At 67.4% G+C, this 25,879-nt stretch carries 19 protein-coding genes and 2 riboswitches; of the genes, 15 read left to right on the top strand and 4 right to left on the bottom strand.

Annotated features, from left to right (window positions below; translation table 11 throughout):
• The first annotated feature begins 4 nt into the window (after positions 1-4).
• The 4 genes from ACFPPA_RS15085 to ACFPPA_RS15070 all read left to right on the top strand — a co-directional run bounded on the left by ACFPPA_RS15085 (position 5) and on the right by ACFPPA_RS15070 (position 6,048).
• A complete protein-coding gene (locus ACFPPA_RS15085; protein ID WP_377321352.1) occupies positions 5-1,669 on the top strand; it encodes an APC family permease in 1,665 nt (554 codons plus the stop codon).
• Positions 1,670-1,829: 160 nt separating this feature from the next.
• Entirely contained in the window at positions 1,830-2,654 is an 825-nt protein-coding gene (locus ACFPPA_RS15080) for an AraC family transcriptional regulator (RefSeq protein ID WP_377321350.1), read from the top strand.
• A gap of 67 nt (positions 2,655-2,721) precedes the next feature.
• Entirely contained in the window at positions 2,722-3,690 is a 969-nt protein-coding gene (locus ACFPPA_RS15075; protein ID WP_377321348.1) for a DMT family transporter, read from the top strand.
• Positions 3,691-3,810: 120 nt separating this feature from the next.
• Complete coding sequence (locus tag ACFPPA_RS15070) at positions 3,811-6,048, top strand: alpha-N-acetylglucosaminidase (RefSeq protein ID WP_377321346.1); 2,238 nt, start codon at positions 3,811-3,813, stop codon at positions 6,046-6,048.
• Between the two features lie 11 nt (positions 6,049-6,059).
• On the opposite strand, the gene ACFPPA_RS15065 is transcribed toward ACFPPA_RS15070, so the two are convergent.
• Genes ACFPPA_RS15065 through metX form a run of 3 tightly spaced genes read right to left on the bottom strand, consistent with a single transcriptional unit; the run spans position 6,060 to position 9,470 of the window.
• The gene (locus ACFPPA_RS15065) at positions 6,060-7,160 is read right to left on the bottom strand and encodes a homoserine dehydrogenase family protein (protein ID WP_377321344.1); all 1,101 of its coding nucleotides are present in this window, start codon (positions 7,158-7,160) and stop codon (positions 6,060-6,062) included.
• Positions 7,161-7,210: 50 nt separating this feature from the next.
• On the bottom strand, positions 7,211-8,398 hold the full coding sequence (metB, locus tag ACFPPA_RS15060; protein WP_377321342.1) for a cystathionine gamma-synthase: 1,188 nt from the start codon (positions 8,396-8,398) through the stop codon (positions 7,211-7,213).
• A 40-nt stretch (positions 8,399-8,438) separates the two neighbouring features.
• A complete protein-coding gene (metX, locus tag ACFPPA_RS15055) occupies positions 8,439-9,470 on the bottom strand; it encodes a homoserine O-succinyltransferase MetX (RefSeq protein ID WP_377321340.1) in 1,032 nt (343 codons plus the stop codon).
• Between the two features lie 87 nt (positions 9,471-9,557).
• Positions 9,558-9,675, bottom strand: a riboswitch (SAM riboswitch).
• 355 nt (positions 9,676-10,030) lie between these two features.
• On the opposite strand from metX, the gene ACFPPA_RS15050 reads away from it, so the two are divergent.
• The 9 genes from ACFPPA_RS15050 to ACFPPA_RS15010 all read left to right on the top strand — a co-directional run bounded on the left by ACFPPA_RS15050 (position 10,031) and on the right by ACFPPA_RS15010 (position 22,238).
• Complete coding sequence (locus ACFPPA_RS15050; RefSeq protein WP_377321338.1) at positions 10,031-10,756, top strand: 2OG-Fe dioxygenase family protein; 726 nt, start codon at positions 10,031-10,033, stop codon at positions 10,754-10,756.
• Between the two features lie 137 nt (positions 10,757-10,893).
• On the top strand, positions 10,894-12,063 hold the full coding sequence (locus ACFPPA_RS15045) for a fatty acid desaturase family protein (RefSeq protein ID WP_377321336.1): 1,170 nt from the start codon (positions 10,894-10,896) through the stop codon (positions 12,061-12,063).
• A gap of 142 nt (positions 12,064-12,205) precedes the next feature.
• Positions 12,206-12,574, top strand: a complete 369-nt coding sequence (locus tag ACFPPA_RS15040; protein WP_377321334.1) for a DUF1304 domain-containing protein — start codon at positions 12,206-12,208, stop codon at positions 12,572-12,574.
• A gap of 77 nt (positions 12,575-12,651) precedes the next feature.
• Complete coding sequence (locus ACFPPA_RS15035; protein ID WP_377321332.1) at positions 12,652-13,326, top strand: M24 family metallopeptidase; 675 nt, start codon at positions 12,652-12,654, stop codon at positions 13,324-13,326.
• A gap of 534 nt (positions 13,327-13,860) precedes the next feature.
• The gene (locus ACFPPA_RS15030) at positions 13,861-14,148 is read left to right on the top strand and encodes a hypothetical protein (RefSeq protein ID WP_377321330.1); all 288 of its coding nucleotides are present in this window, start codon (positions 13,861-13,863) and stop codon (positions 14,146-14,148) included.
• A 194-nt stretch (positions 14,149-14,342) separates the two neighbouring features.
• Positions 14,343-17,816 carry a chemotaxis protein CheB gene (locus tag ACFPPA_RS15025; RefSeq protein ID WP_377321328.1) on the top strand — a complete coding sequence of 1,158 codons (3,474 nt, stop codon included), beginning with the start codon at positions 14,343-14,345 and terminating at the stop codon, positions 17,814-17,816.
• On the top strand, positions 17,816-18,178 hold the full coding sequence (locus ACFPPA_RS15020; RefSeq protein WP_377321326.1) for a response regulator: 363 nt from the start codon (positions 17,816-17,818) through the stop codon (positions 18,176-18,178). The genes ACFPPA_RS15025 and ACFPPA_RS15020 overlap by 1 nt, the downstream gene beginning before the upstream one ends.
• Before the next feature lie 340 nt (positions 18,179-18,518).
• Positions 18,519-20,648 (top strand): elongation factor G, encoded by a 2,130-nt coding sequence (fusA, locus tag ACFPPA_RS15015; protein ID WP_377321722.1) that lies wholly within the window; start codon positions 18,519-18,521, stop codon positions 20,646-20,648.
• A 192-nt stretch (positions 20,649-20,840) separates the two neighbouring features.
• Positions 20,841-22,238 carry a M20/M25/M40 family metallo-hydrolase gene (locus tag ACFPPA_RS15010; RefSeq protein WP_377321324.1) on the top strand — a complete coding sequence of 466 codons (1,398 nt, stop codon included), beginning with the start codon at positions 20,841-20,843 and terminating at the stop codon, positions 22,236-22,238.
• A 90-nt stretch (positions 22,239-22,328) separates the two neighbouring features.
• On the opposite strand, the gene ACFPPA_RS15005 is transcribed toward ACFPPA_RS15010, so the two are convergent.
• Entirely contained in the window at positions 22,329-22,895 is a 567-nt protein-coding gene (locus ACFPPA_RS15005) for a manganese efflux pump MntP (protein WP_377321322.1), read from the bottom strand.
• Positions 22,896-22,900: 5 nt separating this feature from the next.
• Positions 22,901-23,073, bottom strand: a riboswitch (yybP-ykoY riboswitch).
• A 109-nt stretch (positions 23,074-23,182) separates the two neighbouring features.
• Between ACFPPA_RS15005 and ACFPPA_RS15000 the strand changes: the two genes are divergently transcribed.
• Together ACFPPA_RS15000 and ACFPPA_RS14995 are read left to right on the top strand one after the other, a co-directional pair.
• Entirely contained in the window at positions 23,183-24,784 is a 1,602-nt protein-coding gene (locus ACFPPA_RS15000) for a peptide chain release factor 3 (protein ID WP_377321320.1), read from the top strand.
• An 87-nt stretch (positions 24,785-24,871) separates the two neighbouring features.
• Positions 24,872-25,819, top strand: a complete 948-nt coding sequence (locus ACFPPA_RS14995) for a CPBP family intramembrane glutamic endopeptidase (protein WP_377321318.1) — start codon at positions 24,872-24,874, stop codon at positions 25,817-25,819.
• Positions 25,820-25,879: the final 60 nt, after the last annotated feature.

The raw sequence follows: 25,879 nt of genomic DNA, 5'->3' as shown, positions 1-25,879 counted from the left end.
CTCCATGTCCCAGGAACGCGCGATTCACCGCGAAGTCGGCCCCATGGCCCTCATGTATACCGGCCTCGGTTCGATCATCGGCTCCGGCTGGCTGTTCGGTGCCTGGAACGCCGCCAGGCTCGCCGGTCCCGGCGCGATCTGGGCGTGGGTGCTGGGCGCGGCGATCATCATGACGATCGCGCTGACCTACGCCGAGCTCGGCGCGATGTTCCCCGAATCCGGCGGCATGGTGCGCTACGGCCACTACTCGCACGGTTCGCTGGTCGGCTTCATCGCCGCCTGGGGCAACTGGATCGCGATCGTGTCGGTGATCCCGATCGAGGCCGAGGCCTCGGTGCAGTACATGTCGGGCTGGAAGTGGCAGTGGGCGCAGGACCTGTACCAGCGGGTGCCCGGCCAGCACGGTGAATTGAGCCACGTGGGACTGGGCATCGCCGCGGTGCTGGTGGTGATCTACTTTCTGCTGAACTTCTGGAGCGTCAAGCTGTTCGCGCGCTCCAACAGCGTGATCACGATCATCAAGATGGTGATCCCGGCGGCCACCGGCGTGGCGCTGATCGCCAGCGGTTTCCATGCGGAGAATTTCTCGGTCGGTGCCAACGGCGGCCACCACGCGAACAATTTCGCGGCGATCCTCACCGCGGTCGCCACCGCCGGCATCGTGTTCAGCTTCAACGGCTTCCAGAGCCCGGTGAACCTGGCCGGCGAAGCGCGCAACCCGGGCCGCAGCATTCCGTTCGCGATCATCGGCGCGATCGTGATCGCCACGGTGATCTATGTGCTGCTGCAGGTCGCCTTCCTCGGCGCGGTGCCGCCGGACATGCTGGCCAAGGCCGGCTGGCACGGCATCGACTTCAGCTCGCCGTTCGCCGAGCTGGCCGTCATTCTCAACCTCAACTGGCTGGCGATCCTGCTGTACGCCGATGCGTTCGTCAGCCCCAGCGGCACCGGCATGACCTACACCGCCTCCACCGCCCGCATGATCTACGGCATGGAGCGCAACGGCACGCTGCCGAAGATCTTCGGCATGGTGCATCCGAAGTGGGGCGTGCCGCGCCCGGCGATGTGGCTGAACCTGGTGGTGTCGTTCCTGTTCCTGTTCTTCTTCCGCGGCTGGGATTCGCTGGCCGCGGTGATCTCGGTGGCCACGATCATCTCCTACCTGACCGGCCCGGTCAGCGTGATGACGCTGCGCCGCACCGCGCCGGAATTGCATCGTCCGTTCCGCCTGCACGGCCTGCCGGTGATCGCCGGCATCGCCTTCATCATGTCGGCCGAACTGTTGTACTGGGCCAAGTGGCCACTGACCGGGCAGATCATCGTGCTGGTGGTGGCTGCCCTGCCGGTGTACCTGTACTACCAGTACAAGAGTGGCTGGCATGAATTCGGCAAGCAGCTGAAGGGGGCGTGGTGGCTGGTGTTCTACCTGGTCTCGCTGGCGATCGTCTCGCGCATCGGCAGCGCGAAGTTCGGTGGCCTCGACTACCTGCCCTACGGCTGGGACCTGGTGGTGGTCGCGGTGATCGGCCTGGTGTTCTACCTGTGGGGCGTGAAATCCGGCTGGCGCACGCCGTCGGTGGAAGCGGCGCAACTGGAAGCCCACGAGCATCCGGACGCGCCGCTGGTGCCGCCGGACGAGGAAGAGGCGGAGCGCATCACCGGGCACTGAGCCTCGGGTCCGGATCGAACGAAAACGCGCGGCTCATTGCCGCGCGTTTTCGTGTCGGCGCCCGCACGGCCACGACCGCGATCATCCGGCGCCGGGCGTGCCCGATCCGCCGCCGTCCGCACGGTGCGCCGCCGCGTCCGCACCGTGCCATCATCGTCGAATGAACGGCGTCCCCCTCTCCTTCGAATGTCGCCGCGACGTGGCCGAATTCCGCCGTCCCGCGCATCGCCAGGGCATCGAGCTCTATCGCGCCCATATCGTGCGCCATGCCTTCGAACCGCATACGCACGAGGCGTTCGGACTGGGCGCGATCGAAGCGGGCGCCGAGCGCTTCCGCTATCGCGGCGCCGAGCATCTGGCCGCACCCGGTTCGCTGGTGATGATGAATCCGGACGAACTGCACACCGGCCGCGCCGACACCCCCGCCGGTTGGCGCTACCGCATGATCTACGTGGATTCCGGGCTGATGACCCGCGTCGCCGGAGAGGGCGACTGGTGGTTCGACGATGCCGTATGTCACCAGCCCTCCGATGCCCGACACGTGTCGGATCTGCTCGACCGCCTGTGGCAGGCGCACGAGCCGCTGGCGTTCGACAGCCTGCTTTACGAAGTGCTCGCCGCCTTCCGCCGACATGCACGCGTGCCCGCGCCCGCCGCGGCGAACCGCCCGCACCGGTTTGCGGATGTGATCGACTATCTGCGCACCCACCTGGGGCGCCGCCTCACGCTCGAGGAACTGGCTCGTGTGGCGGGCCTCAGCCCATTCCATTTCCTGCGCGCCTTCAAGGCGCAGCACCACGTGACGCCGCAGCAGATGCTGATGGCGCTTCGGTTGTTCGAGGCCAAGCGCCTGCTCGCTGTCAACCAGCCGCCAGCGCAGGTCGCCGCCGCCACAGGCATGACCGACCAGGCGCATCTGACGCGCGCCTTCGCGCACCGTTATGGCGTGACTCCGGCACGCTACCAGCGGCAGTTGCGCGGCTGAGCCGCATGCATGGCGACCGCAATCTGGTGCAAGACCCACGGCCTGCCGCGCCCTAGGCTCGCCGTCCATGTGGCGTGGAATCCTTTATGCACTGGCGGCCGGACTGATGTGGGGCCTGGTCTTTGTCGGTCCGTTGCTGCTGCCGGGGTATCCGGCAGCACTGCAGTCCGTGGGACGCTACCTCGCGTTTGGCCTGCTCGCGCTGCCGTTGAGCTGGCTCGACAGACGCCGGTTGCGCCAGCTCACGCGTTCGGACTGGCGCGAGGCGTTCAAACTGGCGGCGATCGGCAACCTGCTCTACTACCTGTGCCTGGCCAGCGCGATCCAGCGCGCCGGGGCCCCACTGCCGACGATGATCATCGGTACCCTGCCGGTGGTGATCGCAGTGGCCGCGAACGGGCGTCGGGTCCAGCGCGATGGCCGCCTGCCCTGGCTCCGCCTGATTCCATCGCTGGCACTGATCGCGCTCGGCGTCGCCTGCGTGAATCATGTCGAGCTGGCCGCCCTGCGCCGGGATGCGCATGCCGACCCGACGCGCTACCTACACGGCGCGCTGTTTGCCCTGGCGGCGGTGGCCTGCTGGACCTGGTACCCGTTGCGCAACGCCGACTGGCTGCGCGCCCACGCGGAACGCAATCCGCTCACCTGGGCCACGGCGCAAGGGCTCGCCACCCTGCCGTTGGCACTGATCGGCTACGCGGTGCTGTGGCTGGGCATGCTCGCCACCGGCCATGCATTCGCGATGCCGTTCGGCCCGCGTCCGGCGTTCTTCGTCGGCCTGATGTTCGCCATCGGCCTGTTTGCCTCGTGGCTCGGCACGCTGTGCTGGAACCAGGCCAGCCAGCGCATGCCCCCCGCGCAGGTGGGACAGCTGATCGTGTTCGAGACGCTGGCGGCGCTCGGCTACACCTACATCCTGCGCGGCAACATGCCGGCACCACTGACCCTGTTCGGGATCCTGCTGCTGATCGCCGGCGTGAGCCGGGCGGCCAGATTGAAGCCGCAGGCGATCGCCGAGGCCCATCTCGACCCCTGAGCGAAGGCGATGCAGGCATGCCGCCCGGCGTTGCGCCGTACCGGCACGGCTCGGGAAACATCGTGCGTCGTCGGGCATCGGGCTTTGGTCACTCTCCTCCACGGGACTAAGATGCAACGCATGCGCTCGCCCGCCTCGCCTCTCGTCGCCGCCCTGCTCGGCCTGCTGCTGTCGCTGTCGCTTTCCGTGGCCCATGCCGCGGACACGCCGGCCTTCGATCTGCGCCCCGCCGCCGGCGTGCTGCACCGGCTGCTGCCGCATGAGGCGGCGCAGATCCAGCTCGGCACGCTCGCGTCGAAGGACGGCCACGAACGCTTTCGCATCTCCAGCGCCGACGGCCACGTCCGGGTCGAGGGCAGCAGCACGAGTGCCCTGTTGTTCGGGGTCGACTGGTACCTGAAATACGTGGCGCAGGTGCAGATCTCGCCCAACGGCGACCGGCTCGGCGCACCGCGCAGGCTGCCGCTGCCGCGCGAAACGATCGAGAAGGACGCGCTGTACCGCTACCGCTACGCGCTGAACCAGAACACCGACGGCTACACCATGCCGTACTGGGACTGGCCGCGCTGGCAGCGCGAGATCGACGTGCTGGCGCTGTCGGGGATCAACGCGATGATCGTCGAGCGCGGCATGGACAGCGTGCTGTACGCGACCTTCCGCGACTTCGGTTATTCCGACCGCGAGATCCGCGCCTGGATCACCCAGCCGGCACACCAGAACTGGCAGCTGATGGGCAACCTGTGCTGCTTCGACGGCCCGATCAGCCAGGTGCTGATGCGCGAGCGGGTGAAGTCGGCGCAGCGGATCGTCGCGCGCCTGCGCGAGCTGGGCATCACCCCGGTGCTGCCGGGCTTCTACGGCATCGTGCCGGCCGACTTCGAAAAGAAGTTCCCCGCCGCCCACGTGCTGCCGCAGGGCGAGTGGGCCGGCTTCACCCGGCCCGGCTGGCTGGACCCGCGCGATCCGATGTTCGCGAAGATCGCGGCGTCGTTCTACCGCCACCAGCGCGAACTGTTCGGCGACAGCGGCATCTACGACATGGAGGTGTTCCAGGAAGGCGGCAGCTCCGGCGACGTGCCGGTGCCCGAGGCGGCGCGCGACGTGCAGGCGGCGTTGCAGCAAGCCCATCCGGGTGCCGACTGGATGATGCTGGCCTGGCAGGGCAACCCACGCCAGGACCTGCTCACCGGGGTCGAGCGCAAGCACCTGTTCATCATCGACATCGATCACGACCGCGTGCCGCGCGACGATCGCCAGAAGGATTTCCAGGGCGCGCCGTTCCTGTTCGGCGGGCTGTGGGAATTCGGCGGACGCACAACGCTCGGCGCCAGCAGCCAGAACCTCACCGCGCGTCTGCAGCGGATGGGCAGCAGCAACCCGAACATGGTCGGCACCGCGCTGTTCACCGAGGGCATGGACACCAACCCGTTCGCCTTCGACCTGTTCACCGAGATGGCCTGGCGCCGCGCGCCGGTCAACCTGGCGCAGTGGACCGCCGACTACGTGCGCCGGCGCTACGGCGCCGCCGATCCGCATGCGCTGGCCGCGTGGAAGATCCTGCTCGCCACCGCGTACGACATCCGCATCGACAAGGTGGAGTTCAACAGCGAGCGCGACGCGGCGCAGGAATCGCTGTTCGATGCCCAGCCCAGCCTGACCACCAACCGCGCCTCGCACTGGTCGCCCGAGGCGATGCGCTACGACCCCGCCGCGTTCGCGCGGGCCCTGCCCGAGATGCTCGAAGTGGCGCCTGCGCTGCGCGGCAGCGAAACCTATCGGTACGACCTGGTCGACATCGCCCGCCAGACCCTGGCCAACGAGAGCCGCCGGCTGCTGCCGCGGATCAAGGCGGCCTATGACAGCAAGGATCGCGCCCGCTTCGAAGCGCTGACGTCGCGCTGGCTGCAGCTGATGCGACTGCAGGATCGGCTGCTCGCCAGCGACCGCAGCTTCCTGCTCGGCAGCTGGCTGGCACGGGTGCCGGCGTGGGCCTCGACGCCCGATGAACTCGGGCGGCTGAACCACGACGCCCGCTCGATCCTCACCACCTGGGGCGAGCGCAAGGCCAGCGAGGGCGCCGAGCTGCACGACTACGGCAACAAGGACTGGGCCGGCCTCACCGGCGACTACTACCTGCCGCGCTGGCAGCGCTACTTCGCTTCGCTCGACACGGCGTTGCGCACCGGCCAGCCGGCGAAACCGATCGACTGGTATGCGTTCGGCGATGCCTGGAACCACGGCACGCAACGCTATGCGAGCGAACCGCAAGGCGATCCCCACCGCATCGCGACGGCGGTGGCGAACGCGCTGCATCTGCTCGACGGCACGGCGGCCGGGTCACCCGCGCCGCCGCCCTGATCCGGCCAGGCTCAGCCCAGCGCCAGCACATCCGCAAGCATGGCCTGCGCGGTGATCTCCGGCCCCGCCCCCGGCCCCTGGATCACCAGCGGCTGGGCGTTGTAGCGGGTGGTGGTGAGGGCGAACAGGTTGTCGGTGCCGTACAGGCGCGCTGCCGGATGGGTCGGCGCCACCTCGACCAGGCCGATGCGGGCGTGCCCGCGCTGGTTGAGCCGGGCCAGGAAGCGCAACACGTTGCCGCGCGCAGTCGCCTCGGCGTGACGGGCCGCCAGCGGCGCATCCAGTTCTTCCAGCCGGGCCAGGAATACGGCACCGTCGATGCCGCGCAGTGCCTCGGGCACCAGGCTTTCCACCACCACCTCGTCGCTGCCGATCGAGAAACCGGCGTGGCGGGCGATGATCAACAGCTTGCGCGCGACATCCTCGCCGGACAGGTCCGAGCGCGGATCGGGCTCGGTGAAGCCGAGCTGGCGTGCTTCGCGCAGCAGACTGGAGAACGGGCGGCTGCCGTCGTACTGGTTGAACAGCCAGGACAGTGAACCGGAGAACACGCCTTCCAGCGTGAGCAGGCTGTCGCCGCAGCCGAGCAGCCGGCGCAAGGTGGACAGCACCGGCAGGCCCGCGCCCACGGTGGCCGAATCGCCATAGCGCGCGCCCGTGGCCAGCGCCGCCTGCAGCGCCCGCCAACCGCTCAGCTCGCCGCCGGCCAGCGCCTTGTTCGCGGTGACCACGTGGTAACCGCGCGCCAGCCATTCGGCATGGCGCGCGGCCAGCGTGGCACTGGCGCTGGCGTCGATGATCACCTTGACCGGCACACCGCTGGCATCCAGCGCGGCGAGCAGACGGGCGTTGTCGCGCGCCTCCCCCGCACCGTTGAGCTGCTCGCGCAGGCCGCGGCTGGCGAGCCGGGCCGGATCGGTCTGCTGCCGGCGCGAATTGGCCGCACCGACCAGCCGCACGCGGGCGGCAGCGGAGGTATTCAACAATTTCAGCAACGCCCCGCCGACCACGCCGGTGCCCAGCAGCACGATCGCGATGGTGGATGAAGCCGCTGCTGCCGAAGCGACTGTGGGAGCGACTTCAGTCGCGATGCCTCTTGACGACGATGGCATCGCGGCTGAAGCCGCTCCCACAGCTGCCCTCCCGGCATCCAGCACGGCACTCATGCGATCACCCGGCGTCTGGATTTCTCCACCGCGGCGGCGCGCACCAGCGCCGCATCGAGATCGCGCAGCAGGTCGTCACCGTCCTCGATGCCCACCGACAGCCGCAGCAGGCTGTCGGCGATGCCGGCGTTGCGGCGGGCCTCCGGCGCCATCGATGCATGGGTCATCGTGGCCGGATGGGCAATCAGGCTCTCGACCCCGCCCAGCGACTCGGCCAGCGAGAAATACTGCAGGCCGTCGACGAAGGCCTCGATCTGGCTCACCTCGCCGTCCAGCTCGAAGCTCAGCATCGCACCGAAGCCCTGCTGCTGGCGCGACGCCAGCGCATGTCCGACGTGATGCTCGAGGCCGGGGTAATAGACCTTGCGCACCGCCGGATGGCCGTCCAGACGTTCGGCGATGCGGGTGGCGTTCTCCTGGTGCTGGCGCAGCCGCACACTCAGCGTGCGCAGTCCCCGCAGGGTGAGGTAGCTGTCGAACGGCGCCCCGGTGAGTCCGTTGCAGTTGGCCCACCACTTCAGCTGCTCGGCGACCGCCGCCTCGCGCGCCACCACCGCGCCGCCGACCACGTCGCTGTGGCCGTTGATGTACTTGGTGGTGGAATGCACCACCACGTCGGCGCCCAGCAGCAACGGTTGCTGCAAGGCCGGCGAGAGGAAGGTGTTGTCGACCACCAGCAGCGCCCCGATCGCATGCGCCGCGTGCGCCACGTGACGGATGTCGGTGATCCGCAGCAGCGGGTTGGACGGCGTCTCCACCCACACCAGGGCCGGCTTGTGCGCCAGGCCGGCGGCCAGCGCCACGCTGTCGCTGAGGTCGGCGAACACCACCTTGAAGCGGCCCTTCTTCGCCCACGCATCCAGCAGCCGCCAGGTGCCGCCGTAGCAATCGTGCGCCGCCAGCACCGTCGCCCCGGCCGGCACCAGCTCCAGCACCAGCGCTACCGCCGACATGCCGCTGGAGGTGACCACCGCACCCACGCCCTGCTCCAGCTCCGCCAGCGCCTCGCCGAGCAGGTCGCGGGTGGGGTTGCCGCTGCGCGAGTAATCGTAGGCGCGCTTGCGCCCGAAACCCTCGAAGCTGTAGTTGGTCGACAGGTGCAGCGGCGGCACCACCGCGCCGTGCTGGGTGTCGCTCTCGATGCCGGCGCGCACGGCGCGGGTACAGGGGGCGGACTCACTCATGGGGTGTCTCCATTACGGCTGATGTTCGGTGGGCAGGCAGTCAGGCGAGCGCGTCGCGCAACAGCGGCGCGAGCTGCTCGGGTTCTTTCAGGAATGCGTCGTGGCCATACACCGACTCGACCACTTCCAGCGTGGCCGGACCATGCAGCCGCCGCTGCAACTCGCACAGGTCGGCCAGCGGCACCAGCCGGTCGGACGGAAAACCGATCAGGGTGGCCGGCGTGGGGATCTGCTCCGGTGTCACGTCGTGCAGGTCGATCGACTCGGACAGGGCCAGGAAGCGATCCGCATCGAAGCGCTCGACGAAGCGCCGCCCCTGGTGTTCCAGATAGTCCTCGACCGGGAAGTGGAACCGATCGTCGCGCCACTCCGGGCCGCCGGCGAAGCGCCGGCCGAACTCGGCGCTGCCGCGGTACGTGGTGATCGCCAGCTGACGCGCCAGCGCCAGCGCCTCGTCGACCCGGCCGCTGGCCTGCCCGAGCCGCACGATGCCGCGCTGCACGCTGCGCTGCGCGGTGCTCAGCGGATGCGGCCGGTGGGCGCCGGCCAGCAGCAGCAGGCGCCCCAGCTGCAGCGGATGCCGCGCGGCGAACGCCAGCGCCACCATCGCGCCGTAGGAGGAGCCGATGAAGGCATGCACGTGGCGGATACCCAGCGCCGGCAGCAGTGCCGCCAGCGCATCTGCCTGGTCCTCGCTGGATACCGCGCTCGCGCCCAGCTGGACCGGGGTCAGCCAGTCGATCGCCAGTACCCGCCAGCGGGTAAGGTCGATCGCCGCGTCACGGCCCACCAGCGCCTGCCACCAGCCGGGGGCGGCATCGTCCTCCAGCGTGGCGACGTCGCGGTTGGCCGAGATGCCGCCCTGCACGATCAGCGTCGGCGCCTCGGGGGCACCGCACCACAGATAGCGCACCTCGACCTCGCGTGGGCCGTCGCCGTACTTCGGGGTGAGCTGGAGCTGCCGCGAACCGCGCAGTGTGGTCAGCTGCCGCCGCGTGTACGGCGGCTCCACGATGTCCGCAAACGCCGCATGGCCGGCTTCGACATGGCTGGTTTCGGGCTGGAACGTCATGGAACTCTCTCCGGTAGGCATCGCCCTGCGAGGTACCGGAAAGGTCGTCGCCCCTGGATCGACGGCAAGCCGCCGCGACATGGATGACGCCCATCTACCGGCAGGTGCCGCGAGGCACCTCCGCAGGAGTTGGCACCGTGACGGAAATGCTCCGCAGGTTGCCCCGGCTTCAAAGGGCCTGTCCCTCAGCCGGTCTCGATGAGTGAAGCGGATATTGGATGTTCGTTTTGCCATTGTCAATAGACGTCTAAACATCTAAACGTATATGCTTTCAAAGCATGATCGAACGATCCGTCCGCACCACCCGGCACGATCCGTCGCGGACCCGTCCGTTCGCGCATGCTTCCGCCGGCCACGGCAACCGCCGCGGCGTTCACTGGCGCAGGTCCCCGACGCCACGAACATCCAGTCCGATCTTGCCGCCGTCGCCAGCCGTACCCCGCTGCCGCGCAAACCGGCACCCCAGGCCGGACCGGCTGACGCAGGCATTCCAGGCCACTCGACTTCACCGGGCGCAGCCAGCCGCATACAATCCCGGCCCCGCCTGCTACCGTGACCACATGACCGTATCGCCCTCGACATCCATGCTGCAGGCCACGCTGCGAGCCGATGGATTTGCATTTGTTGCCGGAGACGTCATGCGCGGCATGCTGGACGGAGCGTCGATGGACGACTGGCCGGCGTTTGCCGCGAGCTGGAACGACCTCGCGCCGGATACCTACCTTGCCGCCACCGGGCGCCGCAGACGCCGGCGCCATGCCACGTTTTCGATCGGGCCGGAGGGCCGGTTGCAGCGCGAATCCCACCAGCCGCACTTCCAGAGCCTGCAGCACAATCCGCTGCAGGGCGACATCCAGCGCTGGTTCCGGCCGATCAGCCCGGCCCTGGCCGATGGCACGAGCCTGCGCCGCATCATCGAGTTCGGCTACCAGTTGTTTGCGCCGCTGGCACCGGACAACCGCCACTGGCACGTCGAGACGCACCAGTTCCGCATCGAGGCCAGCGCCGGCGAAGCCGGCGAACCGACACCCGAAGGCGTGCACCGTGACGGCGTCGACTATGTGCTGGTGCTGCTGATCGATCGCCAGAACATCGAGAGTGGCACCACCACCATCCACGCCGACGACGGCGGGCTGCTGGGCAGCTTCACCCTCACCCATCCGCTGGATGCGGCCCTGGTGGACGACGCCCGGGTCAGCCACGGGGTGACCGCGGTGACCGCGTTCGATCCGGCCCTCCCGGCGCATCGCGACGTGCTGGTCGTCACGTTCAAGGCCGCGACCTGACCAGGCGACGGTGCCGCACGTTCCCGCGAACGCGTCCCGACGCACGGCTTCCTGCTCACGCCTGCCATGCACGGCCGTGACGCAGGCGTTACGCCCGACAAGGTAGACTGCGGCCTTATCGTTCGCCAGGCCTTGCCATGTCCCTCGATTCATCACATCGCGGGGGCCATGCTTTCGCCGAACCACCGGGTATCCGTGACGAGCCGCTGAAGTTCAGCGGCGACAACTCGTTCCATCGCGAACTGCGGCAGCGCGTCGAGGCCGAGTTCAAGCGGACCGGTACACGACAGCGCGACAGCGCACAGATGTACCTCAAGACGACGATCATCCTGGCCACGTTCGCCCTGAGCTACGTGGCGCTGGTGTGGTTCGCCGTCAGCTGGTGGCAGGGGCTGGGCCTCGCCCTGGTGCTGGGCACCGCGACGGCCCTGATCGGCTTCAACATCATGCACGACGGCGGCCATCAGGCGTATTCGCGGCACGCCCGGGTCAACCGCCTGATGGCGCTTGCGCTGGACATGGTCGGCGGCAGCTCGTACATCTGGCAATGGAAGCACGGCCGCTTCCATCACACCTGGGTGAATGTCTCCGGGCACGACAGCGATATCGAGCTGGGCGTGCTGGGACGCTTGTCGCCGTCGCAACCGCGGCGGCCATGGCATCGCTGGCAGCACATCTACCTGTGGCTGCTGTACGGCGTGACCGCGCTCCGCTGGCATCTGTACGGCGACTTTCGCGACCTGATCAGCGGCACCATCGGCGAACGCCCGTTCAGTCGCCCGCGCGGCTGGGACCTGGCCCGGCTGCTGCTGGGGAAGCTGGTGTTCTTCACGCTTGCCTTCGGCCTGCCGCTGATGTTCCACCCGCTCGGCACCGTACTGCTGTTCTACACCCTGGTCTCGGCGGTCGCCGGGGTGCTGCTGGCGCTGGTATTCCAGATGGCCCACGTGGTGGAAGAGGCGGCTTTTCCGCTGCCCGACGCCAGCGGCAGGCGCATCGACACGCCGTGGGCGATCCACCAGATGCAGACCACGGTGGATTTCGCCCGCGACAGCCGCGTATTGAGCTGGCTGATCGGCGGACTCAATTTCCAGATCGAACACCACTTGTTCCCGCGCATATCGCATGTGCATTACCCGATGGTCGCCCGCGTGGTCGAGGCGACCTGTCGTGAGCACGGCGTGCCCTACCTGACCCACCGCAGCTTCGCCGCGGGTATTGCCTCGCACTACCGGCTGTTGCGCCGGCTGGGCGCGTCGGAGCCGGCGATCGACGGCATGCCGGTCCCCGTCCTGCCGCCGGGCTGAGCAATCCCGCGGATCCGCGTCGGCCGGGTCGCCGAACCCGGCGGCGACCCGACGCTGCCCGCACGCAATTGCAGGCCGATGAGCCTGCTGCGACACTCCGCGCTGCAGCCGTCAACTGTCGCCATCCAGGGGAAACCGCGCCATGTCCTTCGCCGCGAACATCGTGATCGCCCTGATCGCCCTGCTCCACCTGTGGTTTCTGATCCTGGAAATGTTCCTGTGGACCCGGCCCTCCGGTCGGCGCGCCTTCGGTCTCAGCGTGGAATTCGCCGAGCAGTCCAGGGCACTGGCCGCCAACCAGGGGCTGTACAACGGCTTCCTCGCGGCCGGGCTGGCCTGGGGCCTTTACCTGGGCAGCGCCGGTTTCGGCGTGAAGGCATTCTTCCTCGGTTGCGTGCTGGTCGCCGGCATCTTCGGCGGGCTGACCGCGGCCCGGAAGATCCTGTGGATCCAGGCACTGCCGGCCGCGATCGGGCTCGGCCTCCTGCTACTGAGCCAAGCGCCGGCCTGATCGGGTGCACTGCCCGGGGTGATCGCGGGAAGATACCCCCTATCGACGCAAATCCCCCACGAATCACCGGAGAGCTGATGACCGACCCGGAACGCGAAGCCGTAGGCCGGCGCTTCGACCCCGCCCTGATGCAACGGGCGCGCGAGAAGACCTGGGCCGCGCTGCATGGCATCCGCCAGCGCATGCGCCCGGGCATCAGCGAGGAGGAAGCGAAGTTCGAGGCAGCCGAGGTGTTCCGCGAGCTGGGCTGCGAGCGGCTGTGGCATCCGGTGCTGATCCGGATCGGGCCGAACACCACCAGGACCTATCGCCAGCGCTCCGAGCCGAACGTGCGGCTGGGCGCGAACGACAGCTATTTCATCGACCTGGGCCTGGTGTTCGACGGTCACGAAGGCGATGTGGGCGACACCTTCGTGGTGGGCGACGCACCGGAACGGCTGGCCTGCGCCGAGGCCGCGCGGACGCTGTTCCATGAAGTGGCCGATGCCTGGCGCACCCGCGCGCTGAGCGGCCAGGCGCTGTATGCGTTTGCGGGCGCGCGTGCCGAGGCGATGGGCTGGCGGCTCAACCACGCGATCAAGGGGCACCGGGTCAGCGACTTCCCGCACGCGATCCACAAGGGCGGCGACCTCGGCGACCTGGCGGCGCCACCGTCGGACGGGCTGTGGATCCTGGAGATCCAGCTGGCCCATCCGAGCGAACCGTTCGGCGCCTTCCACGAGGATCTGCTGAGCCACGGCGTGACGACCTGACACCTCATTTTCACGTCACCCCGTCAAAACGTGACGCAAACGGTCGCCGGGCACCGCTCGCCCCCGGCTGAACGCAACGCGCGAAAGCGCCGGCATCGACGCACGCCCATCGTGGCCCCTCGCGCCGATACCCGCCCGCCGCGCGATGACGGGTGCCCGCCGGATGGCGTGGCTGCGCGGCGGATCCCCACCGGCGAGGGCCCGCGCCCGCTGCCTCCCGGGGCCGTCACGCGAGCTCGCGCTCATCCGGCGGCGGCCGCGGCGCAAAGGCATTGGCATTGCCCATGCATAGCTCCACGGCAGGCGGGATGAGGAATCGCGCCAACCCGGATTGCCGATACCGTGATTCTTCGGCGCGTCCCGCGAGAGGGCTTGCACATGTTGGCGATGACTGAAATTCCCTGCACCACCGTGGACCGGTTCGCGTCGACACTGCGGACGTTTCAGGAGCATGCCCGTGCCATCGCGTGCGGCCGGGCGGAAGGTGATGCCTTCACGTGGTTCCTCGCCTCCGAGTACCAGTGGGAAATGGAGATGGCCTGCGAATGGCTGGCCTCCTCGCCGGCAAGCCGCCTGTCCGAGGGCGACAGGGAAACCATGCGCCACTTCCTCGCCAGCATGCCCGCGATCAGGGAGGCGATCGGTGCCGGTCGGCGCGCCGCCGCCGACAGCACGGATGCTTCGGTGTCACCCGAATGGAGCGACTGGCTGGAGATTGCCGCGCTGCCGAGCTGGAACGAATTCACCGTGCGCACCGCGATCCTGTTGAGTCAGCTGGGTGACCCGGCGCGGAACGACACGGATTTTGCCGCCTCGCACTGAGCCGGCGTCCACCGCAGCCGCAATCGCGCGGTGTAAACAATGCCCTGCGTTATGCTGCCGGTTCATCCGGGCGTTGCCTGGATTCCAGGCTTCACCGCATGCCCTCGCCGTCAAAACCAGCCAAGTCCCCTGCCCCCACCGCCGGTGCCGGCAGCCGAACGGCGAAAATACGCAAGACACCGCCAGAGCACGTGATGATCGTCGCCATCGGCGCTTCCGCTGGCGGACTGGACGCGTTCAAGGAGTTCTTCTCGAACATGCCGGCCGACTGCGAGCTGGCGTTCGTGCTGGTCCAGCATCTGGCACCGGATCATCGCAGCCTGCTTGTCGAACTGATCAGCCGCAGCACCAGCATGCCGGTGCTCGAGGCCACCGACGGCGCAAGGGTCCAGGCACGGCATATCTACGTGATTCCACCGAATGCCACGCTGGCCATCACCAACGGTGTACTGCAGGTGTCCAAACCGGCACCGCCGCGGGAGCATCGCCGGCCGATCGATACGTTCTTCACTTCACTGGCCGAGGACCAGGGCCATCGGGCCGTATGCATCGTGCTGGCCGGCACCGGCAGCGATGGCGCCCGCGGCTTGCGGGTGATCAAGGAACACGGCGGCCTGGCGCTGGCGCAGTCGGGCTTCGACCACGAGGCCATGACCGGCATGCCGGCGAATGCCGCGGCCACCGGCCTGGTCGACGCGGTGTTGCCGGCAGCCCAGATGCCCAGGCGGCTGCTCGCCTATCAGGAGCAGATGCGGACGGCACGTCACCCGAGCAGCAAGGATGCCGTGGCGGGGAATGAAAAAGAGACGGCAATACAGCTGAAGACCATCTGTGAACTGCTGCATGCCGGCGTCGGCCACGACTTCGGCCAGTACAAGGACAAGACCCTGCTGCGGCGCATCGAACGTCGCATGCTGGTGGTCCAGGCCGGGACCCTGTCGGCCTATGTGGACTACCTGCGCCAGAACCCGAACGAACACGAGTTGCTGTTTCGCGAGTTCCTGATCGGGGTCACCGAGTTCTTCCGCGACGCGGCCGCCTTCGAAGCGCTGCAGACCATCGCGATTCCGAAGATGCTGGAAGGCAAGACCAGCGCCGACGTGTTGCGCGTGTGGGTCCCCGGCTGTGCCAGCGGCGAGGAGGCGTATTCGATCGCCATCGCGCTGCGCGAAGCGATGGACCCGCAACGCGGTCCGAAGGTGAAGATCTTCGCCACCGACATCGACGACCAGGCGATCGAAACGGCGCGCGCCGGGCGCTATCGTTCGCCGCTGAGCGGCATTTCGGCGGAACGGCAGGCGCGCTGGTTCAGCAAGGATCGCGACCACTATGTCGTGAGCAAGCAGATCCGCGAAATGTGCATCTTCTCGCCGCACAGCGTGATCAAGGATCCGCCGTTCTCGCGAATGGATCTGGTGTCCTGCCGCAACCTGCTGATCTACCTCAACAACGACCTGCAGGAGCAGCTGGTGCAGTCGTTTCACTACGCGCTGCGGCCGCAGGGATTCCTGTTGCTGGGCAGCTCGGAACGATTGGCCAGGAGCGCCCGCCTGTTCACCGAGGTGGACAAGAAGCAGCGGCTATATGTTCGCCGTGAAGACGTGCGCACCCACCCGCGGAATTTCCCCAGCTCGAGGACCCGACCGACCAATCACGTCGGACCTGCCGCACCGGTGGCGACAAGGCGCGTCGAGAACGTGATCGAACAGCAGGTACGCCAGGCGCTGGCGCCCTGGTCACCGGCCTATGTGGTAGTCGATACCCATCACGAGGTGCTGCACTTCGGCGGCGACACCGGACGCTACCTGGGGCCGTCGTCCGGCACCGCCACCCTCAACCTGTTCCAGTTGCTCGACAGGCCGTTGCGCGGCGTGGTGCGTGCAGCCGTGCTGCAGGCATTCGCCAGCGGCCAGCGGGTGCTGCGGGAAGGGTTGAGCACCATGGTGAACGGCCATGAGCGGCCGTTGCGCCTGATCGTGGAACCGCTGAGAGCGGACGCGGACGACGACAAGTTCGACATGTGCATGGTGGCGTTCCATGAAATCGACTACGCGCCTCGCTCCGCCGGAGCGTCCACGAGCGACGGGCCCGCCGATGATTCCACCGACCTCCACGCGCTGGAGGACGAACTGCGCATTACCCGCGTGCAGTTGCACGATGCGATCGACCTGCACGAGGTCGCCAGCGAAGAGCTGAAATCGGCCAACGAGGAATACCAGTCGGTCAACGAGGAGTTGCAGTCCGCCAACGAGGAACTGGAAACCTCGTCCGAGGAGATGCAGTCGATCAACGAGGAGCTGCAAACGGTCAATGCGGAGCTCAGCAGCAAGAACGACGCGCTGAACCAGGTCAACAGCGACATCCGCAACCTGCTCGACAGCACCCACATCGCCACCCTGTTCCTCGATCGCCATCTGGCGATCCGCAGCTATACGCCGGTGATGACCAAGCTGTTCCACCTGCGCGAAGGCGACAAGGGGCGCCCGATCACCGAGATCTCGCCGCTGATCGCCTACCCGGAACTGAAGGACGACGTGGCCCGCGTGTTGCGCGAACTCACCGTCACCGAGCGCACCCTGGTCGGTATCGACAACGCGCCGACCTTCCTGCTGCGCATGCGCCCCTACCTGACCATCGACAACGTCGTCGACGGCGTGGTGCTGACCTTCGTCGACATCACCCAGGGCCAGCGCCTGAGCAACGAGCACGCGCGCCTGGCCGCCATCGTCAATTCCTCGCGCGACGCCATTTTCGGCTTTTCGCTGGATGACCGCATCAGCAGCTGGAATGCCAGTGCCGAGCGCATCTTCGGGTTGAAGTCCAGCCAGGTCGTCGGCCAGCCACTGAGCATGCTTCTGCCAGCAGACGCCTCCGCCGAGGCGAGGGCCTTCTTCTGCGGCCAGGCACGGCAACCGCAGCTCGAGGATTTCGAGATAAGCTGGACGCGCCCGGATGGCAGTTCGGTCCCGCTGGAGCTGTCCTACTCGCCGGTGCGCGACGCCGACGGCCAGGCGGTCGCCGGCCGCCTGATCGCACGCGACGTCACCGAACGCCATCGCGCCCTGCGGCATGCGGAAATCATGCTGGGCGAGCTCAACCACCGGGTGAAGAACACCCTGGCCACGGTGCAGGCCGTGGCCCAGCAGACCGCCGTCAATGCGACCGATCTGGAGGGCTTCAACGAGAGCTTCCTGGCCCGGCTGCTGGCGCTGTCGAACACCCACAACCTGCTCGCCCGCGACGCCTGGAACGGCGCCCCGCTGGCCGACATCATCAACAACGAACTGGCACCCTACAGCCATGGCGACGAACTGCGCGTGCAGCTGCACGGCGACAATCTCACCCTGCTGCCCAAGCACGCGCTGGCGTTGAGCATGGCGATCCACGAACTGGCCACCAACGCTGCCAAATACGGCGCGCTGTCGGTAGCGACGGGGCAGGTCAGCATCGGATGGACCACGCGGAAGACCCTGCAGGGCCGCCGGCTGCACCTGCAGTGGGCGGAATCCGGCGGCCCCGTCGTGGTACCCCCCGAGCATCACGGCTTCGGCTCGCGCCTGATCAACGAAGGGCTGCCGTATGAACTGGATGGCCAGGTGACGCTCGCCTTCCTGACCCACGGCGTCACCTGCGTGATCGACGTGCCACTTTCCAATGGAACCAGCTGATGCCCGACGCCACGACGAAAGCCTGCGTACTGCTTGCCGAAGATGAAATGATGGTGGCGATGATGCTGGAAGACCGCCTGGAGCACTTCGGCTACCAGGTGCTCAAGGCCGCGCGACTGACCGCCTGCCTGGCCCTGGCCGAGTCGGCGGCGATCGACGTGGCCATCCTGGACATCAACCTGGCCGGCGAAGTCAGCTTTCCGGTCGCCGAGGTATTGCGGCGCCGTGGCATCCCGTTCGTGTTCTCCTCCGGTTACGGCGACGACGGCCTGCCCGCGGCCTGGAAAGGCGAGAAGGTCCTGCAGAAGCCCTACGACACCCATCAGCTGATCTCGATGCTGAACGGCTTGCGCAACGCCTGAGCCGGACGGTCCCACGCTGCCACCCTTGCGCGCCGCGACAACGGCGGCCATGAACGCCGTCACGACAGGCCTTTCAGGCCGTCGCGGCCGGGGACCGGGCGTTCGGGTGGGGCCGCGACCGGGCCCGCGCGGATCCATTCGCCGGGCGGCAGCCGAACCGAACCAAGCAGTTTTTCCGTCTACCGGCTATCATGCCGGGTTTGACGCGTTCGCGCCCTGCCTGCCGGGCTCGCGCAGATCCAGCAGCACCCCGCAGGCACATTGAAAATATTCCCGGCGGACGGCATTTGACCTGTCCTCCCGCACTTTTGCCTTCATGACCTTCAACGGAATCCAGACTGTGGCCCGCCAGAAACCCCTCAAGCTCTATCGCAACATCGGCATCATCGCGCACATCGACGCCGGCAAGACCACCACCACCGAGCGCGTGCTGTATTACACGGGCAAGAAGCACCAGATCATCGACGTGCATGACACGAAAGATGGCAAGGGCTCGACCACGACGGATTACATGGAGCAGGAGCGCAAGCGCGGCATCACGATCCAGTCCGCCGCCGTGTCGACCGAGTGGAAGGGTCACCAGGTCAACATCATCGACACCCCGGGACACGTCGACTTCACCATCGAGGTGAACCGTTCTCTGCGCGTGCTCGACGGCGCCGTGGTGGTGTTCGATGGCGTGGCCGGCGTGGAGCCGCAGACCGAGACCAACTGGCGCCTGGCCGACCAGTACAACGTGCCGCGCGTGTGCTACATCAACAAGATGGACCGCATCGGCGCCAACTTCGCCCATTGCGTCAAGGGCATCCGCGAGCGCCTGGCCGCGCCGGCCCTGCTGTGCCAGATTCCGCTGGGCAGCAGCGACGAGTTCTGCGGCATGGCCGACCTGGTCGCCAACGTCGCCTACATCTGGCATTCCGACGACAAGGACAGCAAGTGGGAAACCGTCTCCTTCGAGGAGGCGAAGAACCGCCTGAAGTTCGGCTCCACCGTCGACAACGACTGGGTCGAGCAGTTGCCGAAGCTGCGCGAGGAATTGCTCGAGCACGCGCTGGCGATGGACGACGAGGCGTTCACGCGCCTGATCGAGACCGGCGAGCACGACCCGGAGATGCTGAAGACCTGCATCCGCAAGGGCTGCGTCAGCGGCAAGCTGGTGCCGGTGTTCTGCGGCTCGTCGTACAAGAACAAGGGTGTGCAGCAGCTGCTGGACGCCGTGGTCGACTACATGCCCTACCCCGGCGAGAACGGCGGCATCTCGATGGTGGACGAGGACGGCAACATCATCGGCGAGCAGGAAGTCACCGACGACGCACCGGCGCGCGCGCTGGCGTTCAAGGTCATCAACGACCAGTTCGGCACGCTGACCTTCTGCCGCGTCTATTCGGGCGTGATCAAGAAGGGCGATACCCTGCAGAACGTCACCCGCGGCAAGAAGGAGCGCGTGGGCCGCATCGTGGAAGTGCAGGCCAACGCCACCAAGGAAATCGACGAGGTCCGCGCCGGCGACATCTGCGCCTTCGTGTCGATGAAGGAAACCGAGACCGGCGACTCGCTGAGCGATCCGGCGCACCCGGCCCTGCTCGAGCGCATGCGCTTCCCCGACCCGGTGATCAGCGTGTCGGTCGAGCCGAAGAGCCGCAACGACGTCGACAAGATGTCCACCGCGCTCTACAAGATGGTCAAGGCCGATCCGTCGCTGCGCATGGAAGTGGACCAGGAAACCGGCCAGACCGTGCTCAAGGGCATGGGCGAGCTGCACCTGGAAATCACCATCGACCGCATGCGCACCGAGCTGGGCGTGGAAGCGAGCATGGGCAAGCCCAAGGTCAGCTTCCGCGAGGCCTTCGGCAAGACCGTCGAGCACACCTACACGCACAAGAAGCAGTCCGGCGGTTCGGGCCAGTTCGCCGAAGTGAAGATCATCTTCGAGCCGGGTGAGTCCGGCAGCGGCGTGGTGTTCTCCGACGAAGTGGTCGGTGGCCGCATCCCGCGCGAATACATCCCGGCGGTGCAGCACGCGATCGAGGTCGAGGCACGCCAGGGCCAGGTCGCCGGCTACGAAGTGCTGGACTTCAAGGCGCGCCTTGTGGACGGCAAGTACCACGACGTCGACTCCTCGGCACTGGCCTTCGAAATCGCCGGCCGTGCCTGCTTCCGCGAAGCGCAGAAGCTGTCCAAGCCGAAGCTGCTGGAGCCGATCATGGCGCTGGAAGTGGTGACCGAAGCGACCTACCTGGGCGACGTCATCGGCGACATCAACCGTCGTCGCGGCAGCATCACCGACCAGGGCCAGAAGGGTATCTCGGCGTTCGTGCAGGGCTTCGTGCCGCTGTCCGAAATGTTCGGCTACATCAACTTCCTGCGTTCGGCCACCAGCGGCCGCGGCAACTTCAGCATGATCTTCGATCATTACGAGGAAGTGCCGGCCAGCATGGTCGAGAAGCTGATGGAGAAGGAAGCGAAGTAAGCCTTCGCTTTCGACCTGACGTCGGCCTCGCGGCCGGCGCCGGAACGAAAGGCCCGGGGAGCGATCCCCGGGCCTTTTTTGTGTCCGTCGCCGGGGCGGCAACCGGTATCGGCGCAGCCGCATCGGCATATACAGGCGCGCGAGCCGCCGGGCATACTCGATCATCCATCAGCGATGCACAGGGGATTCCGCATGAAAGCAGCACGCGCACTTGGGCCCGCCGCCGCGGCCACACTGGCCTTCTGCGCCGGCATCGGACTGGCCCAGGCCAGCACCACGGCCGAGGCACTGCCCGACACCATGGGCATGCTGAAGCATGCGATCGGCGTGCACACGGTCGAAGGCGAGCATCAGGTGCCGGTGCTGGCTGCGTACCTGGCCGACAAGCTCAGGGCCGCCGGCTTTGCCGCCGGCGATATCGAGATCATCCCGGTGGGCGAAACCGCCGCGCTGGTGGCGCGCTATCGCGGCACCGGCGAAGGCAAGCCCATCCTGCTGTCCGGCCACATGGACGTGGTGGCGGCGAAGCGCAAGGACTGGACCCGCGACCCGTTCACCCTGATCGAGGAAAACGGCTATCTCTACGGTCGCGGCTCGGCGGACATGAAGACCGCGGTGGTGGTACTGGTGGAGACGCTGATCCGGCTCAAGCATGAAGGCTTCAAGCCGCGTCACGACCTGATCCTGCTGCTGTCCGGCGACGAGGAGACCGCGATGGCCTCCACCCGCGAACTGGCGAAGCGCTATCACGACGCCGAGTTCCTGCTCAATGCGGATGCCGGCGGCGGCACCCTGAACCCCACGACGGGCAAGCCGGTGATCTACCGGATCCAGGCGGCCGAGAAGACCTATGCGGACTTTCATATCAGCCTGACCTCGGCCGGCGGGCATTCCAGCGAACCCAACGCGGACAACGCGATCTATCGGCTGGCACGGCTCATCGACCGCGTGGCGGCCTACCAGTTTCCGCCGATGATCAACGAGATCACCCGCGCCTCGCTGCACGCCACCGGCGCCCACACGCCCGGTCCGCTGGGCGCGGCGATGATGCAGTTCGCGGCCCACCCCGACGATGCGGCCGCCGCGGCCACCATCTCGGCGGATCCGGCCTATGTCGGCCAGATCCGCACCACCTGCGTGGCCACCATGCTCAACGGCGGCCATGCGCTGAACGCGCTGCCGCAGAGCGCCAGCCTCAACGTCAACTGCCGGATCTTCCCCGGCACGTCCGTGGACAGCGTGCGCGACACGCTGATCAGGGTGATCGACGACAAGTCCGCCACCGTCGCCGTGCTGCCACCACCGCCGGTGGCCAGCCCCGCCTCGCCGCTGCGCAAGGATGTGATCGCCGCCGTGAGCGACGCCGTGCACCACCGCTTCCCCGGTGTGGAGATCGTCCCCGGCATGTCCGCCGGCGCCTCCGACAGCATGTACTTCCGCAATGCCGGCGTGCCCAGCTACGGCATCGATGCCGCCTTCACCAAACCCGACGACACCTTCGCCCACGGCCTCAACGAAAAGCTGCCGGCCTCGGAAGTCGCCGCGGGCCTGGAGTTCTGGCATCGGGTGCTGACCCGGCTGGCGAAGTAGGAAGCGGCGGTCCGGCCCGTCGAGCCATGCCGATGATGTTCCGCGCCCGGCCAGCCATGGCCGCGGCGCGTTCCGGCCGGCGTTCGACGACTACGCGGAAAGATGCTCGTACACGATCGCCGCGCCCACGCCGATCAGGATGATCCCGCCGATCACCTCGGCGCGCTTGCCGACCATCGCGCCGAGTACGCGGCCAAGCATGATGCCCAGCGTCACCATGACGAACGTGCACAGGCCGATCACCAGGGCCACCGCGGCGATCGGGACGTCGACGAAGGCCAGGCCCACGCCCACCGCCAGCGCATCGATGCTGGTGGACAGGCCGGTAATGGCGAGGGTGGCGAAGCCGTGCTTCTTCGCTTCGTCGACCGGCTCGTCCGTCTCCGGCTTGAAGCCATTCCAGACCATGTGCAGGCCCAGCAGCAACAGCAGACCGAACGCGATCCAGTGGCCCCACGCGTCGATATAGCGCGAGGCGCCCTTGCCCAGCAGCCAGCCGAGCACCGGGGTGATCGCCTCGATCACGCCGAAAATCAGCCCGGCCCGCAGCGCCTGGCTGAAGCGTGGCCGGACCATGGCGGCACCCTTGCCGATCGCGACGGCGAAGGCGTCGGTGGACATGGCGAAGCCAAGCAGAAGCATGGAGATGGGATTCATGGATGGCCGGATCGGTCGGGCTGGGCACAACGGCACGACGGCGCGCCCGATCGCAGTGACGCCGTCAGCCGTTGGTCTCGCCAACCAGGATCGGTGTCTTCGCCACGGCAGGCTTGCCGAGCATGTTGACGAAGACGCCTCGTCGAAACGAGGCAGGCTACTCCCCAAGGGATGGGGACACCCCGGCAGCGCCGGGACATCCGGCGGCGACTCTAGCACAGGGCGGGGTCGGGTGCCGACGATCCACGCTACAATTGCCGGTTCGCGCTCAAGCCGACCCGCTGCCCATGTCCACCCATCTGCAAGAAACCCGCCGCCGCCGCACCTTCGCCATCGTCAGCCACCCTGACGCGGGCAAGACCACGCTGACCGAAAAACTGCTGCTGTTCGGCGGTGCGATCCAGATGGCCGGCTCGGTGAAGGGGCGCAAGGCGGCGCGCCATGCGACGTCCGACTGGATGGCGCTGGAGAAGGAGCGCGGCATCTCGGTGACCTCCTCGGTGATGCAGTTCCCGTACGAGGGCAAGATCGTCAACCTGCTCGACACGCCGGGCCATGCCGACTTCTCCGAGGACACCTATCGCGTGCTGACCGCGGTGGATTCGGCGTTGATGGTGATCGACTGCGCCAAGGGCGTGGAGGAGCGCACGATCAAGCTGATGGAAGTGTGCCGCCTGCGCGACACGCCGATCATGACCTTCATCAACAAGCTCGACCGCGAGGGCCGCTCGCCGATCGAGCTGATGGACGAGGTCGAGTCGGTGCTCGGCATCGCCTGCGCCCCGGTGACCTGGCCGATCGGCATGGGCAAGCGGCTGAAGGGCGTCTACCACCTGGTGCTGGACGAGGTGCACATCTTCGAGCCGGGCAAGAATTTCACCCGCCAGGATTCGACCATCTTCCAGGGCCTCGACGCTCCGGGCCTGCTGGAGAAGATCGGCGACGAAGCCATGCGCGAACTGCGCGAGGAACTCGAACTGGTGCAGGGTGCCGCGCCGTCGTTCGATATCGACGAATACCTGGCCGGCAGGCAGACGCCGGTGTTCTTCGGCTCGGCGGTGAACAACTTCGGAGTGCAGCTGCTGCTGGATTTCTTCGTCGAGAACGCGCCCTCGCCGCGCCCGCGCGACACGCTTACCCGCGTGGTGGAGCCGGCCGAGGAGAAGCTCACCGGCTTCGTGTTCAAGATCCAGGCGAACATGGACCCGGCGCATCGCGATCGCGTGGCGTTCATGCGCGTGTGTTCGGGTACCTACCGCGCCGGCATGAAGATGATCCAGACCCGCACCGGCAAGGACATCCGCATCGCCAATGCACTGACCTTCATGGCCAGCGATCGCGAGATCGTCGAGACCGCCTACCCGGGCGACGTGATCGGCCTGCACAACCACGGCACCATCACCATCGGCGACACCTTCACCGAGGGCGAGTCGATCAACTTCACCGGCATCCCGAACTTCGCGCCCGAGCTCTTTCGCCGCGCCCGCCTGCGCGACCCGCTGAAGATGAAAGCGCTGCAGAAGGGCCTGGCGCAGTTGAGCGAGGAAGGCGCCACCCAGTTCTTCCGTCCGCTGATGAGCAACGACCTGATCCTGGGCGCGGTCGGCGTGCTGCAGTTCGACGTGGTGGCCTACCGGCTGAAGGACGAATACAACGTCGACGCCAGCTTCGAGCCGGTGACGGTGACCACCGCGCGCTGGGTGCACTGCGACGACGAGAAGAAGCTGGCCGAGTTCCGCGAGAAGAACGCGATGAACCTGGCCATCGACGGCGCCGGCGAACTGGTCTACATCGCCCCCACGCGGGTCAACCTGCAACTGGCGCAGGAACGCTGGCCGCAAGTGCGCTTCGCCAACACGCGCGAGCATGCTGCCGCCGTCGATGCCTGAGCGTCGGCGAACGGTTATGGCCGGCGCCACTAGGCAGCTTGCTGACTGATTGCTAGCGTGCGGTCATTCCACAGGGGAAACCGCCACATGCATGATCCATCTATAGCTTTCATCACTCCCGCCAGAGCGCCGGCATGGAAACGCTGGCTGTTGTTCTCGCCGCTGGCACGCATCGTGATTTTCGTCGCCTTGTTCTTGCTGACCGGATTCGTGATCGGCTTCCTGTCGAGCGTGCTGGGGTGGGGCACGAAGTCGACCACGCTGTTGCAACACCCGCTGGGCCTGCTCATCGGCCGCGCGCTGCCCGCCATCGTCGCCTACCTGCTGCTGGCAGGCCTGGTCGAACGACGCAGCCCTTCCGAACTGACACCGAACAAGCTGCTGCCATACGGCGCGGCCGGCCTGCTGCTCGGCACGGTGCTGTTCAGCGCGGTCGTCGGCATGCTGTACCTCCTGGGGAGCTACCACGTCACCGGGTTCAATCCGGACCCACCCTGGTTGCCTGAGTTGCTGGTGTATGGCCTGGCCGCAGGCATCAGCGAGGAGATCCTTTTTCGCGGCGTGCTCTACCGCATCGTCGAGGAGGGACTAGGCACCTGGGCCGCACTGATCGTATCGGCGCTGTTCTTCGGCGTCGCGCACATTTTCAACCCAGGTGCCACGCTGTGGAGCTCGGTGGCGATTGCGATCGAGGCGGGACTCTTGTTCGGCCTGCTGTACCACGTCACGCGCTCGCTCTACCTGTGTATGGGCGTGCACGCAGCCTGGAACTTTGCTCAAGGCACCATCTACGGCATCCCCGTCTCCGGCCTCAAGGCCGACGGCTGGCTGCTATCCACGCGCACTGGCCCGCGCTGGCTCAGCGGCGGCATCTTCGGCGCCGAGGCGTCGGTCATCGCGTTAGTGCTGTGCCTGCTGTGCTCCACCGCCTTGCTGGTGATCGCGCTGCGCCGCCGCACTATCGTGCCGCCGCTGGCAAGTCGTCACGTCGCAGCATCGGGCACGCTGCTATCGTCATTGCAGCCTTGCGGCTGATCTGCGGTCGGCCAACCCGCGGATACGGCGAATCGCTTCCTCTCCATTTACGTTGAAGGC

This window comes from Rhodanobacter ginsengisoli, from assembly GCF_042657065.1.
Taxonomy (GTDB): Bacteria; Pseudomonadota; Gammaproteobacteria; order Xanthomonadales; family Rhodanobacteraceae; genus Rhodanobacter; species Rhodanobacter ginsengisoli.
This window is presented reverse-complemented; position numbering and strand designations above follow the sequence as displayed.